Genomic DNA, 20,760 nt, shown 5'->3' with positions numbered 1-20,760 from the left:
AAGGAGCACACATGGCAGGTTTCATGAAGAACGCGATGTCATATCTGGGTATGGCTGACGTGGTTGATGAGGACGAATTAGAAAACGAGCAGGAGGAGTCCTCCGAATCGTCCTTCGATTCCGACCACTCTGTTACGCCTATTGCCCCGTCTTCCTCGACATCAAACACCCGCGAAGCCAGCCCCTTCCAAGGACGGGTGAATCGCATTACCACCATTCACCCTAAGTCTTATGAGGACGCGCAATTGGTCGGCAGAGCCTTGCGTGATGGGGTACCTGTGGTGTTGAACCTCACCGGCGTATCCGAGGCTGTCGCATACAGAATTGTCGATTTTTCAGCTGGCGTGGTCTTTGGCGTGCGAGGTTCAATCGAGCGCGTTACACCGCGTGTCTTCCTTCTTAGCCCTGCACAGGTCAATATCAAGGTTGAAGAGCCACAGAGGCAGTCACCTTCACATGATTTGTTCGCGGAATAGGTGTTCAACAAGACGTATTCACCAAGTGCATAGCTCATCGTTAATATTGATGACGCTTTGAACTGGTGAGACTCTTGTCAATTGACTATCTGCGGCCAGCGAAAATCACCAGTCAACATGGTGGGGTGTGCCCATTGTTGGTAGCGATAGCTAAGGCTGATAGATATCTGATGTGATCGTTGGCTGAATTTTTGCATGTTGAGCACGTTGCTGTGCTGCTGTGCTGCTCGCTCCAAGATTGTGTTGGTAGTCTTGTCCAATGATTCTCTTATTGATTCGTTTGATTGTCGATTGGATCATCAGCGCATACCTCTTCATTCTTATATGCCGCATGATCTTGGATTGGGTTTTTGTGCTGTCCCCTCGTTGGTATCCAAGGGGTTTTGTGGCAACGCTAGTTTCTATTGTGTTCAAGCTCACTGATCCACCACTGCGTTGGTTGCGCAGATATATCCCCCCTCTGTCTTTTGGTGCTATTCAGTTAGATTTGAGCTTTATGGTGCTGTACTTCGTGTTGATTGTGTTGCGAGTGCTCATATAACCGCCGGATCATACTGGTCACGGCGAGTGTGCGTGCTAGCATTCTGAGAAGGAAACCAACAATGCGAGCGCATGTTGCCCGAAAGGGGTGGAATTTCAATGGTTCTATTGACGCCAAAAGACATTAGGGAGCGCTACATCCCAGTAGTCAGGTTTAAGGAGGGCTTCGACAAGGACGCAGTCGATGACTTCTTGGATGAGGTTGCTGAAACAGTAGAGGTGCTTGGTAGGCAGGCGATGCAGAATGATGCATCGACTCAGTCACTTGGCCCAGATGTGGCGAAGTTGAACTCGAAGATTTCGGAGTTGACTGCTCAGGTCGAATCTTTGCAGAAGGAGAACGCGACACTCAAGTCGGCTCCAAACAAGTCCGATGGTCCCGCTGAGGGAACAGCGAAACTTGCTGAGGCAGAGCAGCGTGTTCAGACGCTGGCAACGCAGAACGAGCAGCTGAAGCAACAGGTTGATCAGCTTAATAATCAGATCGATCAGCTTACGGCTCAGGCAGCCAAAGGCAATGATGCCGAAGCACTGGCTAATCAGCTCACCGCTGTGCAGCAAGAGCGCGACTCCTTTAGAAGCCGTGGTGAGGGCCTTCAGCAGCAACTATCTGCCGCACAACAGCAGGTCGTTCAGCTTCAGCAGCAGCTTTCGCAGCAGTCTGGTGCGAGCCAAAACCTCTCCAAGCAGCTGGATGAATCAAAGCAACGCGAAGAGCAGCTTCGTCAGCAGGTCTCCAAGATGGAGCCTTCTACTGAAACAGGCAGCTTGAAGAAGATTGCAGGCGCAGGAGCGGATGCAAACTCTGAGCCTGAGCGTGCTACAGCTATGTTGACTCTGGCTATGCAGCTGCATGACCAGTATGTTGACAAGGGCAAAGCCAAGGGTGCAGAGCTTATCGCTGATGGTCAGTCCAAGCACGATGCTTCGGTTGCAAAGGCGGACGAGTATTCCAACAGAACGCATGTTGCCGCTGACGAGTACGCCAAGCGCACGCATACAGATGCTGACAACTACTCAGCACAAGTGCGCTCTGAAGCTGATGCGTATTCAACTAAGACCCGTAGTGACGCTGATATCTACAGCAAGCACACACGTGCAGAAGCTGATACCTACGAGTCCGAAGTTCAGAAGCGCGCTCAGCAGTACGACAAGGAAACCCGTACTGGGGCCGACCAATATGCTGCCGGTGTTAAGGACAAGCTTGTTACGCAGTCTAAGGTCATCGAGGGCAATATTCAGGGTCTTAAGCAGTTCGAATCTGAGTACCGGAGCAGGCTTACCGAGTTCCTCGGCCAGTTGGTCTCCCAAGTTTCTGATACCAACTCATATCAGGCTGCTGAAGGGTCCAATGACTCAAAGCACTGATTCAAGACCAGCGAGGTCATGATTCATGTCCCTTAAGGGAAATACTGTAAGGCGGCTGCGCACACGCGTAGCCGTCTTTGCATGCGTCGCAGCTATTGCGCTCGGCATAGATCAAATCACTAAAGCCTTAGCCTTGGCAAAGCTTTCTGACGGTACCACGGTGAAGGTTATCCCGGGCATCCTTTCGCTTCGTTTGCTTCGCAACCCTGGAGCTTCTCTGGGTTTGGGATCTGGCGCAACCTGGGTAATTTCCATCGTTGCTATCGTGGCGTGTGTTGCATTTATTGTGCTCTTGCTCAGGACTACCTCTGTGTGGTGGACCTTGCTGTTAGCATTGGCTTTTTCGGGCGCTATGGGCAATCTTATTGATCGTATTGTGTATGCCGACGGATTCCTCAACGGTAAAGTGGTTGATTTTCTTGATTATGGATGGTCAATTGGCAATGTTGCTGACATCATTCTGATGGTTGCCGGCATTGGTATAGTCGTGTTGCTGTTTACTGGTATACCTTTTGGCAATGAAGTTGAGAGCGCTACTGGTGATAGCACCACGAATGCTGCAAAGGACAGGCATATTCAGCCTGATATGCAATGAGCAAGATTCTCCCCGCGCCTGATGCATTAGTTGGTAAACGTATTGATGTTGCTTTGTCAAAAATGCTTGGGATTTCTCGAGCGAAAGCTGGGGAACTCATCGATTCCGGCCAAGCGAGTTTGCTTGATCGAGAGATTTCAAAATCGAAAACTCTGCGTAGTGGTGACTTAGTAGACCTCAATATTGAGCGTCAGCCAGAGCATAAGGAACCAATAGCCAACGATATGGCTGTGGTCTATGAGGATGACGATATCGTAGTAGTTGATAAGCCTGTGGGCGTTGCGGCTCACGCTTCGGTCGGTTGGACTGGTCCGACGGTGCTCGGCAGCCTGCTTGAGCGAGGGGTGCATATCACTAGTTATGGCGCAGCTGGACGTCAAGGCATTGTTAGTCGTCTCGATGTTGGTACTAGCGGTCTCATGCTGGTTTGTAAATCAGAACTGGCTTATAAAGAAATGCGCAGGCAATTCGCTGAGCATGAAGTGGTGAAAACTTACCATGCGCTAGTGCAAGGCAATTTGCACGAAGATAAAGCGACGATCGATGCGCCGATTGGTAGAGCGAAAGTGTCAGATTTCCGTTTTACAGTTACGCCTGCTGGGAAGGCAGCAATCACTCATTGGGATGTTCTGCAACGTCTAGGCACAGCAACATTGGTGAGTGTGAACCTCGAAACTGGCAGGACTCATCAGATACGCGTTCATTTTTCCTCGATAGGGCACCCTCTTGTTGGTGACCACATGTATGGGGCCAATCCGCGATTGGCTGAAGAATTGGGGCTCGATCGACAGTGGCTGCATGCTATGCGACTTGAATTTCGACACCCTAGAACGCATATGTGGACTCGTGTGGATTCCACGTATCCTCAAGATTTGCAACACGCGCTTGCCGCCATTAGCAAAAAACCACAGCTATGAGCAAAGCTTTGTGGAGCAAGGTCTCACAGTGTTTGTAACGCTGTTGCTCATGGCATCTGCTGAGATTTGTATCATTTCGAGATTGCCCGGTGCTGTTAGATTAGAGTTATGACTTCCTCCGTCGACTCCAACTTCGTTCATTTGCACACACATACCCATTACTCGATGCTCGACGGAGCTTCGCGCATACCTGATCTGGTGGAGCAAGTAAAAGAGTTGGGTCAGCCAGCTATTGCTATTACTGATCACGGCAATATGCATGGCGCCTACGAAATGTGGAGCACGGCTGTGCGAGCTGGGGTAAAACCGATTATCGGGATTGAAGCATATGTCACGCCTGAAACTGCTCGTCAAGACCGAACTCGCGTGCGGTGGGGGACAGAAGCTCAACGATCAGATGATGTATCTGGCGGTGGCTTTATCACGCATATGACGCTGCTAGCCAGTAATGATGAGGGTTTGGTAAATCTCATGAAAGCCTCATCGATCGCTAATCTTGAAGGTCTGGTGGGGAAGTGGCCCCGCATGGATAAGGAAGTGCTTTCGCAACATTCCAAGGGAGTGATTGCTACTACCGGATGTCCATCAGGCATTGTGCAGACACGTCTACGTTTGGGGCAATATGACGAGGCGTTGCGCGCGGCATCAGAATTTCAAGATATTTTCGGTAAAGAAAATTATTACGTTGAATTAATGGATCACGGTTTGGAGATTGAAAGTAGAGTCACCAAAGACTTACTTCGACTGGCGAAACAGATTAATGCTCCGCTGTTGGCAACCAATGATTCGCATTATGTCCACGAGCAAGATGCTTCCGCACAAGATGCTCTGTTGTGTATTAATTCTGGTTCTCGACTCGATGAGCCTGGGAGATTCAAATTTGATGGCAGCGGTTACTACATTAAATCTGCCCAGGAGATGCGTGAACTCTTTAAAGAATTTCCAGAGGCTTGCGATCACACATTAGATATCGCGGAACGCTGCAACGTCATGTTTGACGATCACGAAGATGGTGCTTTTATGCCACGCTTCGACTGTCCAGAAGGTTGGGACGAGACTTCGCTATTCCTGCATCTGGTTGAGGAAGGGCTCGAGGAACGGTATCCGGGCGGTGTGCCGCAAAGTGTCGTCCAGCAGGCCGATTATGAGTGCGGCGTGATCTGCCAGATGCAATTCGCTGGATACTTTTTGGTGGTGGCTGATTACATCAATTGGGCTAAGGAAAATGGCATTATGGTGGGGCCTGGGCGTGGTTCTGCAGCAGGCTCGATGGTGGCATATGCAATGGGAATCACCGAACTAGATCCAATTAAGCATGGACTGATTTTCGAACGATTCTTGAATCCTGAACGAGTTTCACTACCTGATATCGATGTGGACTTTGACCCAGAGGGACGTATGCGTGTATTGGGCTACGTAGCCCGCAAATATGGTAGTGACAAAGTTGCACAATGTGTGACGTACGGCACCATCAAAACCAAACAAGCCTTGAAAGATTCCGCTCGCATCATGGATTACGAATTCTCGATGGGCGACAGAGTAACCAAGGCGTTGCCTCCATCGGTCAATGGTAAGGATATGAGCCTCAAAGACATCTTTGATGCCACGTCTAAACGATTCCCCGAGGCTCGAGAATTTCGAGATTTATATGACTCCGACCCCGATGTCAAACGCATCACCGAGGAGGCAAAAGGTATAGAAGGCATGATTCGGCAGACAGGTGTGCATGCCTGTGCCACGATTATGGCCTCGAACCCGATCACCGACACCTCACCGTTGATGGAGCGCAACGACGGCACTGTTACGACGACCTTTGAGTACCACACCTGTGAAACGCTAGGTCTGGTTAAGATGGATTTTCTTGGGCTTTCCAATCTCACGGTTATCCGTGACACGCTCAAGAACATCGAGCGTAACGGCAAAGATCCAATCACCATTCAGCAGATTCCGTTGGATGACAGGGAAACCTACCAGCTGTTGTCACGCGGCGACACCTTGGGTGTCTTCCAGCTCGATGGCGATGGTATGCGCTCACTGCTCAAGACCTTGCGACCGGATAACTTCAACGACATCTCCGCATTAATCGCCCTGTATCGTCCAGGACCTATGGATATGAACTCGCATACCAACTATGCCAAACGCAAGAACGGTCTGCAAAAGATTGAGCCTATCCATCCAGAGGTAGCCGAACCGTTGAAAGACGTGCTTGACGAGACCTACGGTCTGATCGTCTATCAGGAGCAGGTGCAGTCCGCAGCTCGAATTTTGGCTGGATATTCACTGGGTAAAGCAGATGTGCTGCGTCGAGCAATGGGTAAGAAGAAGCCCGAGGTACTGGCCAAGGAACGCGTGCCATTCTTCGCCGGAATGAAGGAGCACGGATACTCGGAACAGGCCGCACAGGCCGTCTGGGATATTCTGGTGCCGTTCTCCGGCTACGCCTTCAACAAGGCCCACTCTGCTGCATACGGCATGATTTCTTATTGGACCGCCTATCTCAAGACGCATTATCCAGTAGAATTTATGGCTGCTTTGCTACAAAATGAGCGTACAAACAAAGATAAAACAGCGCTCTACCTCGGCGAAGCTAGACGTATGGGCATCCAAGTACTTCCTCCTGATGTGAATGAATCGGTGTCTGAATATTCAGCAGTTGGTGATGTGGTGCGTTTCGGTCTTGGAGCTATACGTAATGTTGGTGACAAGGTTGTGGCGGATATTGTTTCAGAGCGTGAAGGTGATCACGGGCGCTACATAAACTTTGTGGATTTTGTACGCAGAGTTTCTCTTAATGTGTTGAACAGGCGCTCCTTGGAATCTTTGATCAAGGCTGGCGCCTTCGATGCAATTGATCCTAACCGGCGAGCACTGTACCAAATTCATGAGGTTGCTATCGACTCATTGGTCCCTCTTAAACGCAAACAAGCCGAAGGGCAGTTTGATCTTTTTGCGGATGTGAGCGATGAACAGTCCGACGATGCGATGGGTGACGCTGCGGTAGTCGTGCCAGACATTGACGAGTGGGATAAATCCACCAAACTCAATTTTGAGCGAGAAATGCTCGGCCTATATGTCTCTGATCATCCCCTAAGCGGCATGACTTCAGTCTTGGCTGGATTACGAGATATGTCGATTGCGCAACTGATTGATAAAGCCAAAACGATGGGAGACGGTCAAGCGGTCACCATCGCGGGTTTGATTACTGGTGTCGACCGTCGTGTTTCCAAGAAGGGCAACGCTTGGGCCATTGTGACTGTTGAGGATCTAGAAAGTTCAATACAATGCATGTTCTTTGGCAAAGTGTATGAAGCTAATGCGGTCGATCTCGCTGTCGATACTGTGGTACGCATACGTGGGCAGATTGAAGTGCGAGATGAAACGGTCTCGATGCGAGCTATGGAGATGGAAAAGCCTACGCTTGAATCGGTTGATGAGCGTCCTCTAGTGATTGCCTTGCCGCCTATAGCCTTAGACACTGCTCGTATGGGGCAACTGAGCAATATATTGCGCTCGCACCCGGGATACTGTGAAGTGAAATTATTAGTTCCTGATGCACAAGGCAATGCAACCGTGATGACCTTTGGAGATGGATATCGCATCAAGCGTGACACCAGTCTTTTTGCTGAGATTAAAACAGTATTCGGACCGTCGTGCCTTACCGCTGCGTGATAGCAGACATATTTCGCAAACTGTGCATATAAGCATGCTAAGACCCGGAATTCTCCGGTTTAGGATGCTTGTTTGCACAGTTTCGGTGTTCAGGATGTGGGTATCTCACGATGTGGGTGTCGGGCAGTCTTCAAGCCCTAGTAGTCATTGGTGGAATCTACCATCAGTATCATGACGGACAATCTGATGAGAACCATAGATCTGCGCGGACAGAAACTTACGCGTTCCGAACTACTTCAGGCTATGCCTCGTGCACAGATGGGCACATCCGAGGCGAGTGAACTGGTCCAACCGATTCTCGATGAGGTGCATCAGCGTGGCGCTGCTGCACTTCGAGATTTTGCCGAGCGCTTCGATGGCGTGCGTCCGACACAGTTACGCGTTCCAGCTGAAAAAATGCAACAAGCATTAGCACAGTTAGATCCTGAAGTGCATGCGGCAATTGAGGAGTCAGTACGTCGCTCAAGGGCTGTGAGTGCTTCACAGGTCCCGAAGGATTTTCACACTGATTTAGCGCCAGGCGCTCGTGTAAGTGAACGATGGATACCAATACAGCGTGTAGGTCTCTATGTGCCTGGCGGTAAGGCTGTCTACCCGAGTTCAGTGATTATGAATGTTGTCCCGGCACAAGCCGCAGGTGTGAAATCCTTGGCAATTGCCACACCCCCGTCAAAAACATCTCCTGAGGGATTGCCTAATGCGACCATACTGGCGACTTGCGCCATACTCGGTGTGGATGAGGTATACGCAGTTGGTGGGGCACAAGCCATTGCAATGTTCGCATATGGTGCACAAGGCTCGGAGCCTCAAGATGGTGATGTGCTGTGTGATCCTGTAGATAAAATCACTGGCCCAGGCAATATCTTCGTCGCTACAGCAAAGCGTTTAGTCTCTGGAATTGTTGGTATCGATGCTGTGGCAGGACCCACAGAAATTGCCATTGTTGCAGATGCTGGTGCTAATCCCGAATGGCTTGCCGCTGATCTCATTGGACAGGCAGAGCATGACGAGCTCGCAGGCTCGGTGCTGATAACAGACGATGAAGCTTTGGCACAGCATGTTCAAGATAGCTTGCTCAAACGTGTGCCACGCACAGAGCACGCGCAGCGTGTTACAACGTCTTTAGAAGGCAGTCAGTCTGGCATCATTCTCACCGACGATATTGACCAGTCTATTGATGTAGCCAACGCCTATGCGGCAGAGCACCTTGAGATTCAAACCAAAGATGCTGATGCAGTTATTGCTCAAATTTCCAATGCTGGAGCGATATTCCGTGGCCCATATTCACCGGTGCCGCTTGGAGACTATATGTCTGGTTCCAATCACGTTCTGCCAACCGGCGGTACAGCACGTTTTGCAAGTGGTTTAGGCGTTCATACCTTTATGAAACCTGTGGAAGTCATTGAATATGATGAAGCTGGATTGAAATCTCTTGCTTCAAAGATTAATGCTTTTGCTGTCAGTGAGGATCTCCCAGGGCATGGTGAGTGCGTGCTTAGCCGATTCGTACAAGACCCTTATGACAAGTCAACGCTTCGTCAACAGGAGCAGGAGGCTGGTTTGCTATGAGTGCCATCCCAACAAGCATTCCGCTACGTAACGATCTTTTGGGTGAGGAGCCCTATGGTGCTCCTCAGTTGGATGTACCTGTCTGTCTCAATGTGAATGAGAACCCGTATCAGCTTGAGCAGAGTGTGGTCGACAGCATTGCTCAACGTGTCGCTCAGATTGCACCAACGCTGAATCGTTACCCAGATCGTGAGCATATTGAACTACGCCAAGCGTTCAGTGACTATCTTGCCAAAGAGTCTGGAGCAAGGCTACGGGTTGAGCAGCTTTGGGGTGCTAATGGTTCCAATGAAATTATGCTGCAGCTGTTTCAGGCATTCGGCGGACCTGGGCGTATCGCACTAGGTTGTGATCCGACATATTCAATGTATCCAGAGTATGCACGCGATACATTTACCACATGGAAGTTAGTCCATCGCAACGCAGATTTTACACTGAATGTTGACCGTACCATCGAGGCCATTAATGAATATGGGCCATCCATGGTGTTGGTGACCAGCCCGAATAATCCAACTGGGACTGTCCTGCCACATGATGAGATTGAAGCACTGCTCGCGGCTTGTGAACAGGCATCAGTTAGTGGTGCTGCTGCAGGGGCACATCCGATTCTGGTGGTAGACGAAGCTTATGTGGAGTTTCGTGATGCTCAGACTCCTTCAGCTGTAGCGCTAGTCTCAAAACACCATAATCTTGCGGTTAGTAGAACTATGTCAAAGGCTTTTGCCTTTGCAGGCGCGCGTGTGGGGTATTTAGCTGCTGACGAAGGCATCATCGATGCTGTTCGCATCGTTCGTATGCCATACCATCTGAGTGCAGTCACTCAGGCAGCAGCTCTTGCAGCTTTCGAGCACACTGATGAGCAGCTCAGCACTGTAGAACATCTCAGACAAACCAGGGAGCAAACAGCTTCATGGCTCGCCCAGCAGCAATACCAAGGCACACCGTTAACTGTGGCTCCATCAGGATCGAATTTTGTGCTATTCGGCACTTTTGACGACCGCGAGGCCATATTCTCAGAGCTACTGGATCGTGGTGTGTTGATTCGTGTTGTAGGGCCAGAAGGATGGATGCGTGTGTGCATGGGCACAGACGAAGAAATGGCTCGCTTCCGTGAGGCATTTGTTGAAGTCCTACGTTTACATGATTAAGCTACTCGTGCTGCCAAGGTGAAGGAAAAGTCTGATCGTAACTTTGGCAGTTTAGGAATGCTATAGGTCTTACTTCGTATAGCTAGTGCGCTGGGGTGTGGAGACAACATGGGCAGAATCCATCTGTAGCAACAACTCGTTATGCTGGTTACTAGATAGCATTGCATTAAGGAGAAATCATGGATAGAACTGCCTCGATAACTAGGGCGACCAGCGAGTCACAGGTTGAGCTGAGCCTGAACCTAGATGGTACGGGGAAAACACAGATCGATACCAGTGTGCCGTTCTATAACCATATGATGACTGCTCTTGGCAAACATTCCTTGATTGACTTAAGCATCAAAGCTACAGGAGATACCGATATTGATGCTCATCATACGGTAGAGGATATCGCTATTGTGTTTGGTGAAGCGTTGAAGCAAGCATTGGGTGATAAGCGAGGAATCCGTCGTTTCGCTGATGCTACCGTACCGCTTGATGAGGCTTTAGCGACTGCCGTAGTCGACATCTCTGGTCGTCCCTATGCAGTGTGCACCGGAGAGCCTGAAGGTTTCGAGTATGCGATGATTGGTGGGCATTTTACGGGGTCTTTGGTGCGGCACGTGATGGAATCAATAGCTTTCCACGCAGGAATTTGTCTGCACCTAACTCTGTTAGCGGGACGCGATCCACACCATATCGCTGAAGCCGAGTTCAAAGCTCTCGCTCGTGCCTTGCGTGGTGCGGTTGAGATTGACCCTAGAGTTTCAGGCATTCCAAGTACCAAGGGTGCGCTGTGAGTCAAGGTAATAATCATGAGCAGGATTCCGGATCTGATGATGATTTCCGTTTAAGTGATGAGGAAATCAATGCTGCTATGGCGGGCTTTGAACAGGAATTGCAAGCTCAAGAAGATAGCGATAAGCAAGAGCCGAATCTGCCCGCAGATGCTGAACATGTCGACAATAGACAAGCATCCTCCGGAATCCAATCATCCACAGAATCTGGGCATGATAATTCATCACCGAATGCGGATTCGCTAGAAGGTTCAGACTTCGATGATGAGCTTGAGGGTTTACTCGGCAACAAGGCGAAAATTGCCACGTTAATCACTAGACTCTCATCTGCAGAGTTACTAGCCGCGTTTTGTCATTTAGCTGGAATTGCTGCATCATGTGTCGATACTCCCGAAGGTGCATTCGCGGTGCTTAGAGATTTGACCGGAAACGAACCAGAGGAGGCTGCTGCTGATTTGACATCTGTTATTTCTGGTCTTTCGGCAGTATTGGCAGTGAATCGTGCCGATAAACTCGAAGCTAAGCTATGGATGAACGGTACCGAAGGGGAGACCTTTTCCCCGCCAGTCTTGTTCGCATCTACTTCGTCTTGCGTTGAGGACCTGCTGATTGGTGCATCAAACCTCAGTATGGTTCAAGTGGATGGGTATTCGGTGAATGATACAGATGACTTGGATGATGAATCTGCTATGGAAATAATCAACCGGCACACGCGACCTGGTTTTACAGATCATGCAGCGGGTTCTGAAGGTAAGTGAGTGAGGAGTTGCTATGACTTCAATCGTGGTATTTGACTATGGTTTTGGTAATGTCCGCTCGATGCTGAGAGCAGTTGACAATCTTGGGGTTGACGTTACTCTGACTTCTGACTACAGGGAAGCGCTTCAGGCTGATGGTCTTGTCGTACCAGGAGTCGGAGCTTTCGCTGCATGTATGCAAGGACTAAAGTCCGTTCGTGGCGATCGCGTAATTCAAGACCGCCTTCAAGCAAGGAAACCTGTTCTTGGAGTGTGCGTCGGGGAACAAATCATGTTTCAAGCGGGTACTGAACATGAAGAGAATGCTCAAGGCTTGGGGCTAATTGGTGGTGAGGTTACCGCGCTTGATGCCGATGTAGTGCCACATATGGGGTGGAATACACTCAGTGCACATCCAGAGAGCAGATTATTAGCTGGTTTGGGAAATGAGCGCTTCTATTTTGTTCATTCTTTCGCAGCGATGAACGCTGACGATGTCGACGTGCCAAACGTTGATTTTTCTGGTGAGTCAGGTCGTATTACATGGTGTGATTATGGACGGAGCCATTTTGTGGCGGCTTATGAGCGTGGAGCTCTTAGTGCGACTCAGTTCCATCCTGAAAAGTCAGCTCAGGCTGGTGCACAGCTATTGCGTAATTGGATTAATACCTTCCCTTCACAAGGCTGATACTTGAGCAATATAGGTAGAGAGTATGAAATGTGGCGATGAAGAATAGCGATACCGTGTGCATGGATGCTGACGCGTGCATCGCAACACGTGTGAGCTTCACATCGATGAAATGGACTTCTTGCCGAAATCATATAAGACCTGAGATACTGTGAACATAAAACGAAAGGACACTGTATGTTGACGCTTCTTCCCGCAGTAGACGTCCGCGATGGCAAAGCAGTACGTTTGCGTCAAGGCGAATCTGGCTCTGAAACTGATTACGGAAGTCCGTTAGAAGCAGCGCGTACATGGTTGCACAGTGGTGCACAGTGGATTCACCTAGTTGATTTAGATGCAGCTTTCGGCACAGGGGATAACCGCGATCAGCTCCGTCAAATCGTAGCTGAGCTTGGTGATCAGGTGCATATTGAAATGAGCGGCGGTGTTAGGGATGATGCAAGTCTTCAGGCTGCTCTAGAAGCGGGCGCTTCTCGTGTCAATATCGGTACAGCTGCGCTGGAAAATCCTCAGTGGACTGCAGATGTGATTCGCCAGTATGGCGACAGAGTTGCGATAGGACTTGACGTTCGTGGCCACACTCTTGCTGCTCGTGGGTGGACGCGAGAGGGCGGAGATCTATTTGAAACGATGCAAGAGCTTGATGAGGTCGGATGCTCCCGATATGTGGTTACCGATGTCACCCGTGATGGAATGATGCAGGGGCCTAATATTGAACTGTTAAAAGAGGTTGCGCAGCGTAGTAAGGCCAAGATTACTGCATCGGGTGGCATTGCTCAGCTCGATGATTTGCGCGCAATCGCACAACTCAATGATATTGGTGTTGATTCAGCAATTTTGGGTAAATCACTGTATGCAGGGGCTTTTACGCTTGAACAGGCTCTGGCAGTCGTTTAATAGTGATGAAACTAACGCAGCGTCATAAAAGGTTTGTGCAACACACCGCTTGATGGTATTGCACAGGAAATAAACTCGTGAAAGCATGGCAGGTATGGATAAACAGCAGGAGTTCGCGCTTCGCACAGTTGAGGAACGTGATGTACGTTTTATTCGCCTTTGGTTCACAGATGTTTTGGGAACCCTGAAATCCGTAGCCATTGCTCCGGCAGAGCTAGAAGCGGCTTTCGAAGAAGGGTTGGGCTTTGACGGTTCAGCCATCGAAGGTATGACGAGGGTCTCTGAGGATGACATGATTGTCCAACCAGACCCATCAACCTTCCAAATACTGCCGTGGCGTGGAGGGCCTCAGGGCACTGCCCGAATGTTCTGCGACATTATGACACCGGAAGGTGATCCGAGCTTAGGTGATCCTAGGCGAGTATTGAAGCGTGCGCTCGAAAAGGCTAAAGATAAAGGTTTCACATTCTATGTGCATCCTGAGATTGAGTTCTATCTTTTTGAGAGTCAAAATGATTGGTCACAGGTTCCTACACCTATTGATGAGGGTGGGTACTTCGATCATGTGCCGCGTAGCCCAGGGATGGATTTCCGTCGTGCCACGGTCAATATGCTTGAACAGATGGGCATTTCGGTCGAGTATTCTCACCATGAGGCTGGCCCAGGTCAGAACGAAATTGATCTTCGCTATGCAGATGCTCTGACCACTGCAGACAACATTATGACCTTCCGCACGGTGGTCAAGGAAGTATCGCTTGAACGCGGTATTCACGCCAGCTTTATGCCCAAACCGCTGTCTAATCAACCAGGGTCTGGAATGCACACTCATCTCAGTCTTTTTGAAGGTGATGCTAATGCGTTCTACGAAGCGGGACAAGAATTTAATATGTCATTGACTGCTAGGCAGTTTGCAGCTGGTATTTTGTATCATGCTGCTGAGATCACCGCAGTCACCGATCAATATGTTAATTCCTACAAGCGCCTTTGGGGCGGCAACGAGGCTCCAAGTTATATTTGCTGGGGTCATAACAACCGTTCGGCGTTGCTGCGCATACCTCAATACAAGCCAGGCAAGGGAAATTCTGCTCGTATGGAGTTCCGCGCGCTGGATCCAGTGACTAACCCCTATCTTGCATATTCGGTACTCTTAGCAGCCGGTCTTGATGGTATTGAGAAGCAGATGACGCTGGGTGAGCCAACCAGTGATGATGTGTGGGAGCTGACAGATGCTGAACGACAGGCCATGGGTATTCAGCCCTTGCCAGATTCCTTGGATTCAGCTCTAAAAATCATGGAGAAATCTGATTTCGTAGCAGATGTACTCGGCGAGCATGCTTTTGAATACTTCATTCGTAATAAGCGTCAGGAGTGGGATGAATACCGCTTGCAGGTCACACCTTACGAATTGCAGAAATACCTACCTCGTTTGTAGCACTTCAACGACTTTGGGCATGTGAATGATTCATAGCAGTACAGACGCCCGTGGTCAGCAGCGCGAAGTATCACAGTCACACGTCACGGATGAACTTTTCAGCATCCGTGACGTGTTTTCGCTTATGCTCAAGACTATGGGTCCGAGTCATTGGTGGCCTGCACAGACGCGATTCGAAGTTATGGTCGGAGCGATTCTCACACAGAATACGGCATGGGGTAATGTTGCGAGTTCCTTAGAGCAGCTTCGTGCTGCTGAAGCACTCAATCCACAAACGCTGATACATATTGATAACAACCGTTTACAGGAGTTGATTCGACCTTCCGGATTCCAGAAGAACAAATCACGTGCTTTACAATCCTTATGTCAGTGGTATCAGGATCAATGCGCTTTCGAGCCTCAGAGGGTACGAGAAATGGCAGATACCGATTTGAGAGCGCAGTTATTGAATATCTTCGGTATTGGTGGAGAAACAGCTGATGACATGCTGTTATACGTGTTTGATCGCAAAGTATTTATCGCTGATACTTATGCCAGAAGGCTATGCACATTCCTTGGATTCGACGTGCCTAAAGGTTATGAGGCTTTCAGATCATGGATGATGCCACAGATTGCATCCGAGGCCTTTACTCTCAGTGAGCTTCAGGAATTTCATGGCCTTATTGATGAATTTGGTAAGGTGCATCGCAGTGCTGAGTCTATGAAGGGGTCATTTCTAGCCGATATTGCTGCTTTGCGTGCATAGTAATTCGTTTGTGTAGGGATTTTTACGTTTTCTGCCGTATATCTTGTTGCAAATACTGACTTGATACTTGCTGTTTCGCTCTAAATCCCTACACAAACGTGCGAGCACCTTTTTCAATGAATTATTCGCGTGGATTACCGAACCAAGATGTGTAAATCAATGCAAAATTGCGATTTCCATAACTTGAACAGGCATTACCTTCGCCTGAGCCTGCGCTGAGAGCAGCAGAATTAGGTTGATAAGGGGTGTAGATATATAGCAAAGCTGTGGCGCGATTTTCGATGAATACCTGAGAGCTTCCACACGAGGTGGTTGGACTGTACTGAATGGTATTGAGCTCTTGTTCGTGATAAGAATATCGATCTTGGTGTGCTTGATAATATTTGAATCTGTTTGCAGCGCCATATACCTGATTAAAAAATCCTGCATATGCTGGGTCGCAGTCTGCATCGTCAGGGCATGACAATCCCATTGCAGATTTGTACTGCCAATCTGAGGGTGAAGTGGCAGTAACTAAATGTTGCTCCTTTTGCAATAGCGTCAGTAGTACGCGTTGACTGATACCACAGGCTTTGGCGACGGAATCAATAATGGTGGCAGCGCTCTGCTTGGAAGCACCTGTATAGGCCTTGCACAGGCCGTCTGCAGGCTTGTTTGGTGTATCAACGGTATAGTTCTTCAAACAACTACTGCCACTGCATGCTGCACCCTCTTCGTTTAGGAAGGATTGCACATCGCTGGATTCCATTACGGTTGAGTCAAAGAATCGGTCATCAGTAATAATGTTTCCAGGGTTAAATGAATATTGACTGGTCAGTTCCTGTTGGCGTTCTTGTGCGTTGTGAACCTCAGTGAGGTATTGTGCAAACCGAATCGCTCCCATGGTCAACGTCATCACCAACAAGACCACGAGTGTGGTGACGATTGAGGCAGTCACTCGTTGAACAGTCGACAGATGCTTCCAACGCTTAGCAATTGCTTTGCCGATGACGGAGCTGCTCGAACGGCTGCTCCTGCTGTGTTTGGCACTATGACTACTCGTGCTTTTTCCACTGCGTTTTCTGGTCATTCGGCAGTGACCCCTTTCATATGAATTCGGTACTGGTTGGGAAGACATTATTGGTATGCATGTGTTGTTACCGTCATCTTAAATCGGGTGTGTGGATGTTCGCCGAGAAAGATTCAGCCAGAAATAATTTTACGAATCCTTTGCACACTCACAGGCCCAGAAGTACCCAGCTCCTGTGCCCAAAGCGACACATAAAACTCCTCTAACATCCAGCGTGCGTGTGCGGAGCGTTCCACCAAATCTTCACGCAGCGCTCCAGCAGGCTCTTGCTGGGCGTTATGACTGGCCGTAGCAACAATCTGCTCAGCTTCTTCGGCTTGCCAAGCCCAACGGACATCTCGGGCTTTATCAGCCTTGGCTTTTTGCAAGCGGAGCATATCTGCCCGAAGATATCGTTCTATTGACGTCAGTGATCCAGCAGGGGTTTGCGCGATAAAACCTGTATGCACGAGGGTTGAAATATGCGTATGGATCCATTGCAACACGGCGAGAAGTGGTAGATCTGCCGGTCCTGAAACAGCGTTATCCACTTGAGCAAAAGTCTTAAGAATGGTTACCACATCTTGGGTTACCGCATATACAGTATCTTCGAAAACTTGCTTGATGCCGCTGACCGCTTGTTGCAAAGCTGTATCATCTGGAATCTTATGGACATCAGGCAAGAGCCGTTTTACAGCGGCGAGCTGCAAATCTTCAACCAACGCTTTAGTGTTTGGATACGGAGAAGAAGCCATCATCAATGATTCCGCTCCAAGCCAGCGTGATGTGACTCGTTCAACCGGCATACGTAACATATCCAGAGCACCATGCCAGAGCATTGAGGAGTGGGATTGCGTTGTCGCACCTGCACGATGCAGGAGTTTGCTCTGTTCAACGAGTTTGCCTGCTGCAGCTGCTTGTTTTGCTTTATTGCTGACCAGTTTTCTGGCCGATGCTTCGGCTTGCTGAGCAAATTGTAGTTGTAACTCATGCAGAGATTGAGAAGAGCCAAGGACGGTATGTGTGCCGGTTCTTTGATGACGGCCTTTGCCAGTGTGGTGCCCTTCAACACAAAATGTCATCCTTGTGAATGTAGGTAGCTTGTTTAGTTGTTCTGCATTAAATATTCCAGGATGAAGTTGTGCTCCAACGACGGCTATTGCTGCGCTGGTGAACACTTGCGAGAAATCTGGCCAAGTTGGTGTTGCGTCGGACTTCTGGGCTGCAGCGCTCCCAGGGAGGTCAGGGTAGTGGGCGTCAATCCAGGTTCTTATGGCCTTCGCCGTGTCGGGTGCTGGTACGAACTGCACTCGCAGAGTTTTGGGTAGTGATTTGATGGTTCCTACAATCAAATCATCTAGGAGTCCTGGCACTGTCCAGGTGAATTCTTCCTCGCTGAGTCGGGAAAGATATTTTAATGGTATGTGTACAGTTACACCATCATTATCAGCATGAGGGTCGTAGATATAGCTAAGTTTAAGATTTATTGGTGCACCGTCACTGCCGACGGTATGCCATTGATCTGGGTAGTCATCAAGACTGATTGTGGTGTTTTCGCGTAAACGATCTACCTCTTCAGGGTCGAAATCAAGCATATGTGGATGTTGCTGATGCTCTGACTTCCACCATGCAGCAAGGGCAGCGAGCGAAGTGACATCGTTGGGGATAAGCTTGTCATAGAAATCGACAAGATCCTCATCGCTGACGCTGTCCACAATACGTCTGGTACGACTGGCATCTTCGTCTGCTTGTTCAAGAATTGTCCTATTGGCATCTACGAAGCCATCATAGGAAAAGCGTTGTTGTATGTCGCCTTCCACCAGACCTTGTCGGATTAACATGTCTCGGGCTTCGACGGGGTTGATAGAACCCCATTGCACATTCCGGTCTTCAACAATGGGCAGGCCATAAAGCAATACTTTTGCCTTGGCTACCGCAGCGCCTTGAGAAGCCGACCAGTGAGGTTCAGCATATGTCGTTCTGGTTAATGAACCAGCGAGTGATTCAGCCCAAGCAGGATCGATTGAAGCTGCATATCTTGCCCAGAGGCGTGAAGTTTCAACAAGCCCAGTAACCATTACCCACGTTGGCGTGGTTTTTGATACCCCAGAAGCAGGGAAGAGTGCGAAACGTGTCCCTCTTGCTCCCTGATAATCATTTTGTGCAAGCTTCGCGGCCCTTTTCTTTGCGCGAGCGCGAGCTGCACCTTGTAACCCTGTGAAGTCAGAGGCCTTCGCCTCATGAATAACCTGCATGCCAATGTTAGAAAGCAGGCCGGCGAGCATAGCACGATGAATGCTCTGGTCATCCCAGGAACAAGCCAGACTATGGGCCGCCTGCTGGTTCTGTGGTAACTCTCGTATTTGCATATCTGGACGTTGAGAAGGAAGAGCTTGACCAACATGGAACTTGAATTCATGAGTCATCTCATGCAGCTGGCGGACAAGATCTTTCCATTGACGCATACGAATGTAACTCATGTATTCGCTACGACATAATTTTCGGAGAGATGAATTGCTGTTTTCACCATCGGCTTGGAAATAACGATCCCAAATATTCAAGGCAGTCATGAAATCGCTGTGTTCGTCTGCATAACGATTATGACAACGATCAGCTTCTTCACGATGTTCCTCAGGTCTCTCTCGAGGGTCTTGAAGACTGAGGAATGCAACAATTACCAAAACGCATGCCAACACATTAGGTGTGCTATGAGAAGCTTCAATTACCATTCGTCCGAGACGCACATCGATGGGTATTCGAGATAATTGCCTACCGGTTTTGCTTAGTCGAACTTCACCACGCTTGCGAGATATAGCACCAAGCTCAGTGAGTTCGTTGAATCCATCAGCAACTGCTCTCATATCTGGTTGGTCAATGAAGCCGAAATTCGCTACATCCTGAGCATTGTGAGCAACTCCGACTGAAAGCATGTGTAGCACCACAGCTCCGAGTGAAGTACGTAGTATCTCAGGCTCAGTGAAACGAGGGCGGTTATCGTAATCTTCCTTGCTATATAAGCGAATAGCGATACCGTCTGCTAAACGTCCGCAACGTCCTGCGCGCTGGTCAGCACTGGCTTGAGATATATCTTCGATTGGTAGGCGTTGGACTTTTGCTGCTTTTGAGTATCTACTGATACGTGCAGTCCCAGGGTCTACTACATAACGAATGCCGGGTACCGTTAACGACGTTTCGGCCACATTAGTGGCGATAACGATTCGCTGATGCGTATGGTTCTCAAAAACTTTGTGCTGATCTTTTGAAGACAGACGAGCAAACAACGGCATAATCTCAATAGCGTCAGGCCGGGTCATATTGGTGGCTCGTTCGCCAAAGTGACGGCGTAAGGCATGTTCGAAATCGTGGATATCGCGCTCGCCAGCAGCGAATACCAAAACGTCACGAGGACCGCGATCATGAAGAGAATGAGTGATGAGCTCCGAGCAGGCGCGTGCCACAGCTTCTGGCATATCGAGAGCATCTTCACGATCTTGGCGAGACGAGGTGCTAAAACCAGCGACCTCTTGCATAAGTGCAGGAAAGCCATCTGTGGGCTCGTAGACAATCTGAACGGGATAAGTGCGACCAGATACTTCAATTACTGGTATTTCAGTGTGCAGGGCTTGAGCGAAATGCTCGCGGAATTTTACTGAGTCAATAGTCGCTGAAGTGATGATGAGTTTAAGATCGTGGCGCTTCGGCAGCAGCGTAGTTAAATACCCCAGTAAAAAATCAATATTCAAACTGCGCTCGTGAGCCTCATCGATGATGATGGTGTCATATGCTTTCAGCATCGGGTCGCGCTGAATCTGAGCTAAAAGGATGCCGTCGGTGACTACGCGCAGTCGGGTATCTGCCGAACTCTCATCGGTGAAACGAACTTGAAACCCTATTTCTTTACCAAGTTTGGTATGCATTTCTGAGGCAATGCGTTCCGCAACACTGCGTGCAGCGATTCTTCGTGGCTGTGTATGAACAATCTGATATCCATGAGTGCCGCGACCCATTTCTAACACAATCTTAGGTATCTGGGTGGTTTTCCCAGAGCCAGTTTGCCCTGAAACAATAACGACTTGGGATTGGCGAATCGCCGCCTCGATATCTTGTTTAGCGGAGCTGACAGGAAGTTCTTGTGGATAATCAAAAATCATAGAG

At 49.2% G+C, this 20,760-nt stretch carries 16 protein-coding genes; 14 read left to right on the top strand and 2 right to left on the bottom strand.

The window, feature by feature from the left end:
* Positions 1 to 11: 11 nt before the first annotated feature.
* The 14 genes from LKI20_RS08180 (at position 12) to LKI20_RS08115 (ending at position 15,557) form a co-directional block, all read left to right on the top strand.
* Positions 12 to 476, top strand: coding sequence for a cell division protein SepF (locus LKI20_RS08180; protein WP_291772654.1), 465 nt, complete (start codon positions 12 to 14; stop codon positions 474 to 476).
* Positions 477 to 735: 259 nt separating this feature from the next.
* Entirely contained in the window at positions 736 to 1,017 is a 282-nt protein-coding gene (locus LKI20_RS08175; RefSeq protein ID WP_291772651.1) for a YggT family protein, read from the top strand.
* A 98-nt stretch (positions 1,018 to 1,115) separates the two neighbouring features.
* Complete coding sequence (locus LKI20_RS08170; protein WP_291772647.1) at positions 1,116 to 2,384, top strand: DivIVA domain-containing protein; 1,269 nt, start codon at positions 1,116 to 1,118, stop codon at positions 2,382 to 2,384.
* Between the two features lie 25 nt (positions 2,385 to 2,409).
* Entirely contained in the window at positions 2,410 to 2,979 is a 570-nt protein-coding gene (locus tag LKI20_RS08165) for a signal peptidase II (RefSeq protein WP_291772644.1), read from the top strand.
* Positions 2,976 to 3,896, top strand: a complete 921-nt coding sequence (locus LKI20_RS08160; RefSeq protein ID WP_291772642.1) for an RluA family pseudouridine synthase — start codon at positions 2,976 to 2,978, stop codon at positions 3,894 to 3,896. Before LKI20_RS08165 ends, LKI20_RS08160 begins: the two co-directional genes overlap by 4 nt.
* 108 nt (positions 3,897 to 4,004) lie before the next feature.
* Positions 4,005 to 7,565 carry a DNA polymerase III subunit alpha gene (gene dnaE, locus LKI20_RS08155; RefSeq protein ID WP_291772639.1) on the top strand — a complete coding sequence of 1,187 codons (3,561 nt, stop codon included), beginning with the start codon at positions 4,005 to 4,007 and terminating at the stop codon, positions 7,563 to 7,565.
* A gap of 171 nt (positions 7,566 to 7,736) precedes the next feature.
* Positions 7,737 to 9,134, top strand: coding sequence for a histidinol dehydrogenase (hisD, locus tag LKI20_RS08150; RefSeq protein ID WP_291772636.1), 1,398 nt, complete (start codon positions 7,737 to 7,739; stop codon positions 9,132 to 9,134).
* Positions 9,131 to 10,282 carry a histidinol-phosphate transaminase gene (locus LKI20_RS08145; protein ID WP_291772633.1) on the top strand — a complete coding sequence of 384 codons (1,152 nt, stop codon included), beginning with the start codon at positions 9,131 to 9,133 and terminating at the stop codon, positions 10,280 to 10,282. Before hisD ends, LKI20_RS08145 begins: the two co-directional genes overlap by 4 nt.
* 179 nt (positions 10,283 to 10,461) lie before the next feature.
* Positions 10,462 to 11,061 (top strand): imidazoleglycerol-phosphate dehydratase HisB, encoded by a 600-nt coding sequence (gene hisB / locus LKI20_RS08140; RefSeq protein WP_291772631.1) that lies wholly within the window; start codon positions 10,462 to 10,464, stop codon positions 11,059 to 11,061.
* Positions 11,058 to 11,816: a hypothetical protein gene (locus LKI20_RS08135; protein ID WP_291772629.1), complete on the top strand. Its 759-nt coding sequence runs from the start codon at positions 11,058 to 11,060 to the stop codon at positions 11,814 to 11,816. Before hisB ends, LKI20_RS08135 begins: the two co-directional genes overlap by 4 nt.
* Positions 11,817 to 11,829: 13 nt before the next feature.
* On the top strand, positions 11,830 to 12,483 hold the full coding sequence (gene hisH, locus LKI20_RS08130) for an imidazole glycerol phosphate synthase subunit HisH (protein WP_291772626.1): 654 nt from the start codon (positions 11,830 to 11,832) through the stop codon (positions 12,481 to 12,483).
* A 177-nt stretch (positions 12,484 to 12,660) separates the two neighbouring features.
* Positions 12,661 to 13,380: a bifunctional 1-(5-phosphoribosyl)-5-((5-phosphoribosylamino)methylideneamino)imidazole-4-carboxamide isomerase/phosphoribosylanthranilate isomerase PriA gene (priA, locus tag LKI20_RS08125; protein ID WP_291772623.1), complete on the top strand. Its 720-nt coding sequence runs from the start codon at positions 12,661 to 12,663 to the stop codon at positions 13,378 to 13,380.
* A gap of 94 nt (positions 13,381 to 13,474) precedes the next feature.
* Positions 13,475 to 14,812: a type I glutamate--ammonia ligase gene (gene glnA, locus LKI20_RS08120; RefSeq protein ID WP_291772621.1), complete on the top strand. Its 1,338-nt coding sequence runs from the start codon at positions 13,475 to 13,477 to the stop codon at positions 14,810 to 14,812.
* 25 nt (positions 14,813 to 14,837) lie between these two features.
* A complete protein-coding gene (locus tag LKI20_RS08115) occupies positions 14,838 to 15,557 on the top strand; it encodes an endonuclease III domain-containing protein (RefSeq protein ID WP_291772619.1) in 720 nt (239 codons plus the stop codon).
* A 121-nt stretch (positions 15,558 to 15,678) separates the two neighbouring features.
* On the opposite strand, the gene LKI20_RS08110 is transcribed toward LKI20_RS08115, so the two are convergent.
* Together LKI20_RS08110 and hrpA are read right to left on the bottom strand one after the other, a co-directional pair.
* On the bottom strand, positions 15,679 to 16,626 hold the full coding sequence (locus LKI20_RS08110; RefSeq protein WP_291772616.1) for a hemagglutinin: 948 nt from the start codon (positions 16,624 to 16,626) through the stop codon (positions 15,679 to 15,681).
* Between the two features lie 113 nt (positions 16,627 to 16,739).
* Positions 16,740 to 20,756, bottom strand: coding sequence for an ATP-dependent RNA helicase HrpA (hrpA, locus tag LKI20_RS08105; protein WP_291772613.1), 4,017 nt, complete (start codon positions 20,754 to 20,756; stop codon positions 16,740 to 16,742).
* Positions 20,757 to 20,760: the final 4 nt, after the last annotated feature.

This window comes from Bifidobacterium sp. (assembly GCF_022647885.1).
Classification (GTDB): Bacteria; Actinomycetota; Actinomycetes; order Actinomycetales; family Bifidobacteriaceae; genus Bombiscardovia.
Note: the sequence above shows the minus strand (reverse complement) of the source record. Positions and strands in the feature narration are given on the sequence as shown.

Bases quoted from the DNA above. Each gene is read 5' to 3' on its own strand.
- hisB (WP_291772631.1), top strand. From the start codon at position 10,462: ATGGATAGAACTGCCTCGATAACTAGGGCGACCAGCGAGTCACAGGTT.
- dnaE (WP_291772639.1), top strand. From the start codon at position 4,005: ATGACTTCCTCCGTCGACTCCAACTTCGTTCATTTGCACACACATACC.
- LKI20_RS08110 (WP_291772616.1), bottom strand. From the start codon at position 16,626: ATGACCAGAAAACGCAGTGGAAAAAGCACGAGTAGTCATAGTGCCAAA.
- LKI20_RS08175 (WP_291772651.1), top strand. From the start codon at position 736: ATGATTCTCTTATTGATTCGTTTGATTGTCGATTGGATCATCAGCGCA.
- hisH (WP_291772626.1), top strand. From the start codon at position 11,830: ATGACTTCAATCGTGGTATTTGACTATGGTTTTGGTAATGTCCGCTCG.
- LKI20_RS08160 (WP_291772642.1), top strand. From the start codon at position 2,976: ATGAGCAAGATTCTCCCCGCGCCTGATGCATTAGTTGGTAAACGTATT.
- hrpA (WP_291772613.1), bottom strand. From the start codon at position 20,756: ATGATTTTTGATTATCCACAAGAACTTCCTGTCAGCTCCGCTAAACAA.
- glnA (WP_291772621.1), top strand. From the start codon at position 13,475: ATGGATAAACAGCAGGAGTTCGCGCTTCGCACAGTTGAGGAACGTGAT.
- LKI20_RS08180 (WP_291772654.1), top strand. From the start codon at position 12: ATGGCAGGTTTCATGAAGAACGCGATGTCATATCTGGGTATGGCTGAC.
- LKI20_RS08165 (WP_291772644.1), top strand. From the start codon at position 2,410: ATGTCCCTTAAGGGAAATACTGTAAGGCGGCTGCGCACACGCGTAGCC.
- priA (WP_291772623.1), top strand. From the start codon at position 12,661: ATGTTGACGCTTCTTCCCGCAGTAGACGTCCGCGATGGCAAAGCAGTA.
- LKI20_RS08170 (WP_291772647.1), top strand. From the start codon at position 1,116: ATGGTTCTATTGACGCCAAAAGACATTAGGGAGCGCTACATCCCAGTA.
- LKI20_RS08115 (WP_291772619.1), top strand. From the start codon at position 14,838: ATGATTCATAGCAGTACAGACGCCCGTGGTCAGCAGCGCGAAGTATCA.
- hisD (WP_291772636.1), top strand. From the start codon at position 7,737: ATGACGGACAATCTGATGAGAACCATAGATCTGCGCGGACAGAAACTT.
- LKI20_RS08145 (WP_291772633.1), top strand. From the start codon at position 9,131: ATGAGTGCCATCCCAACAAGCATTCCGCTACGTAACGATCTTTTGGGT.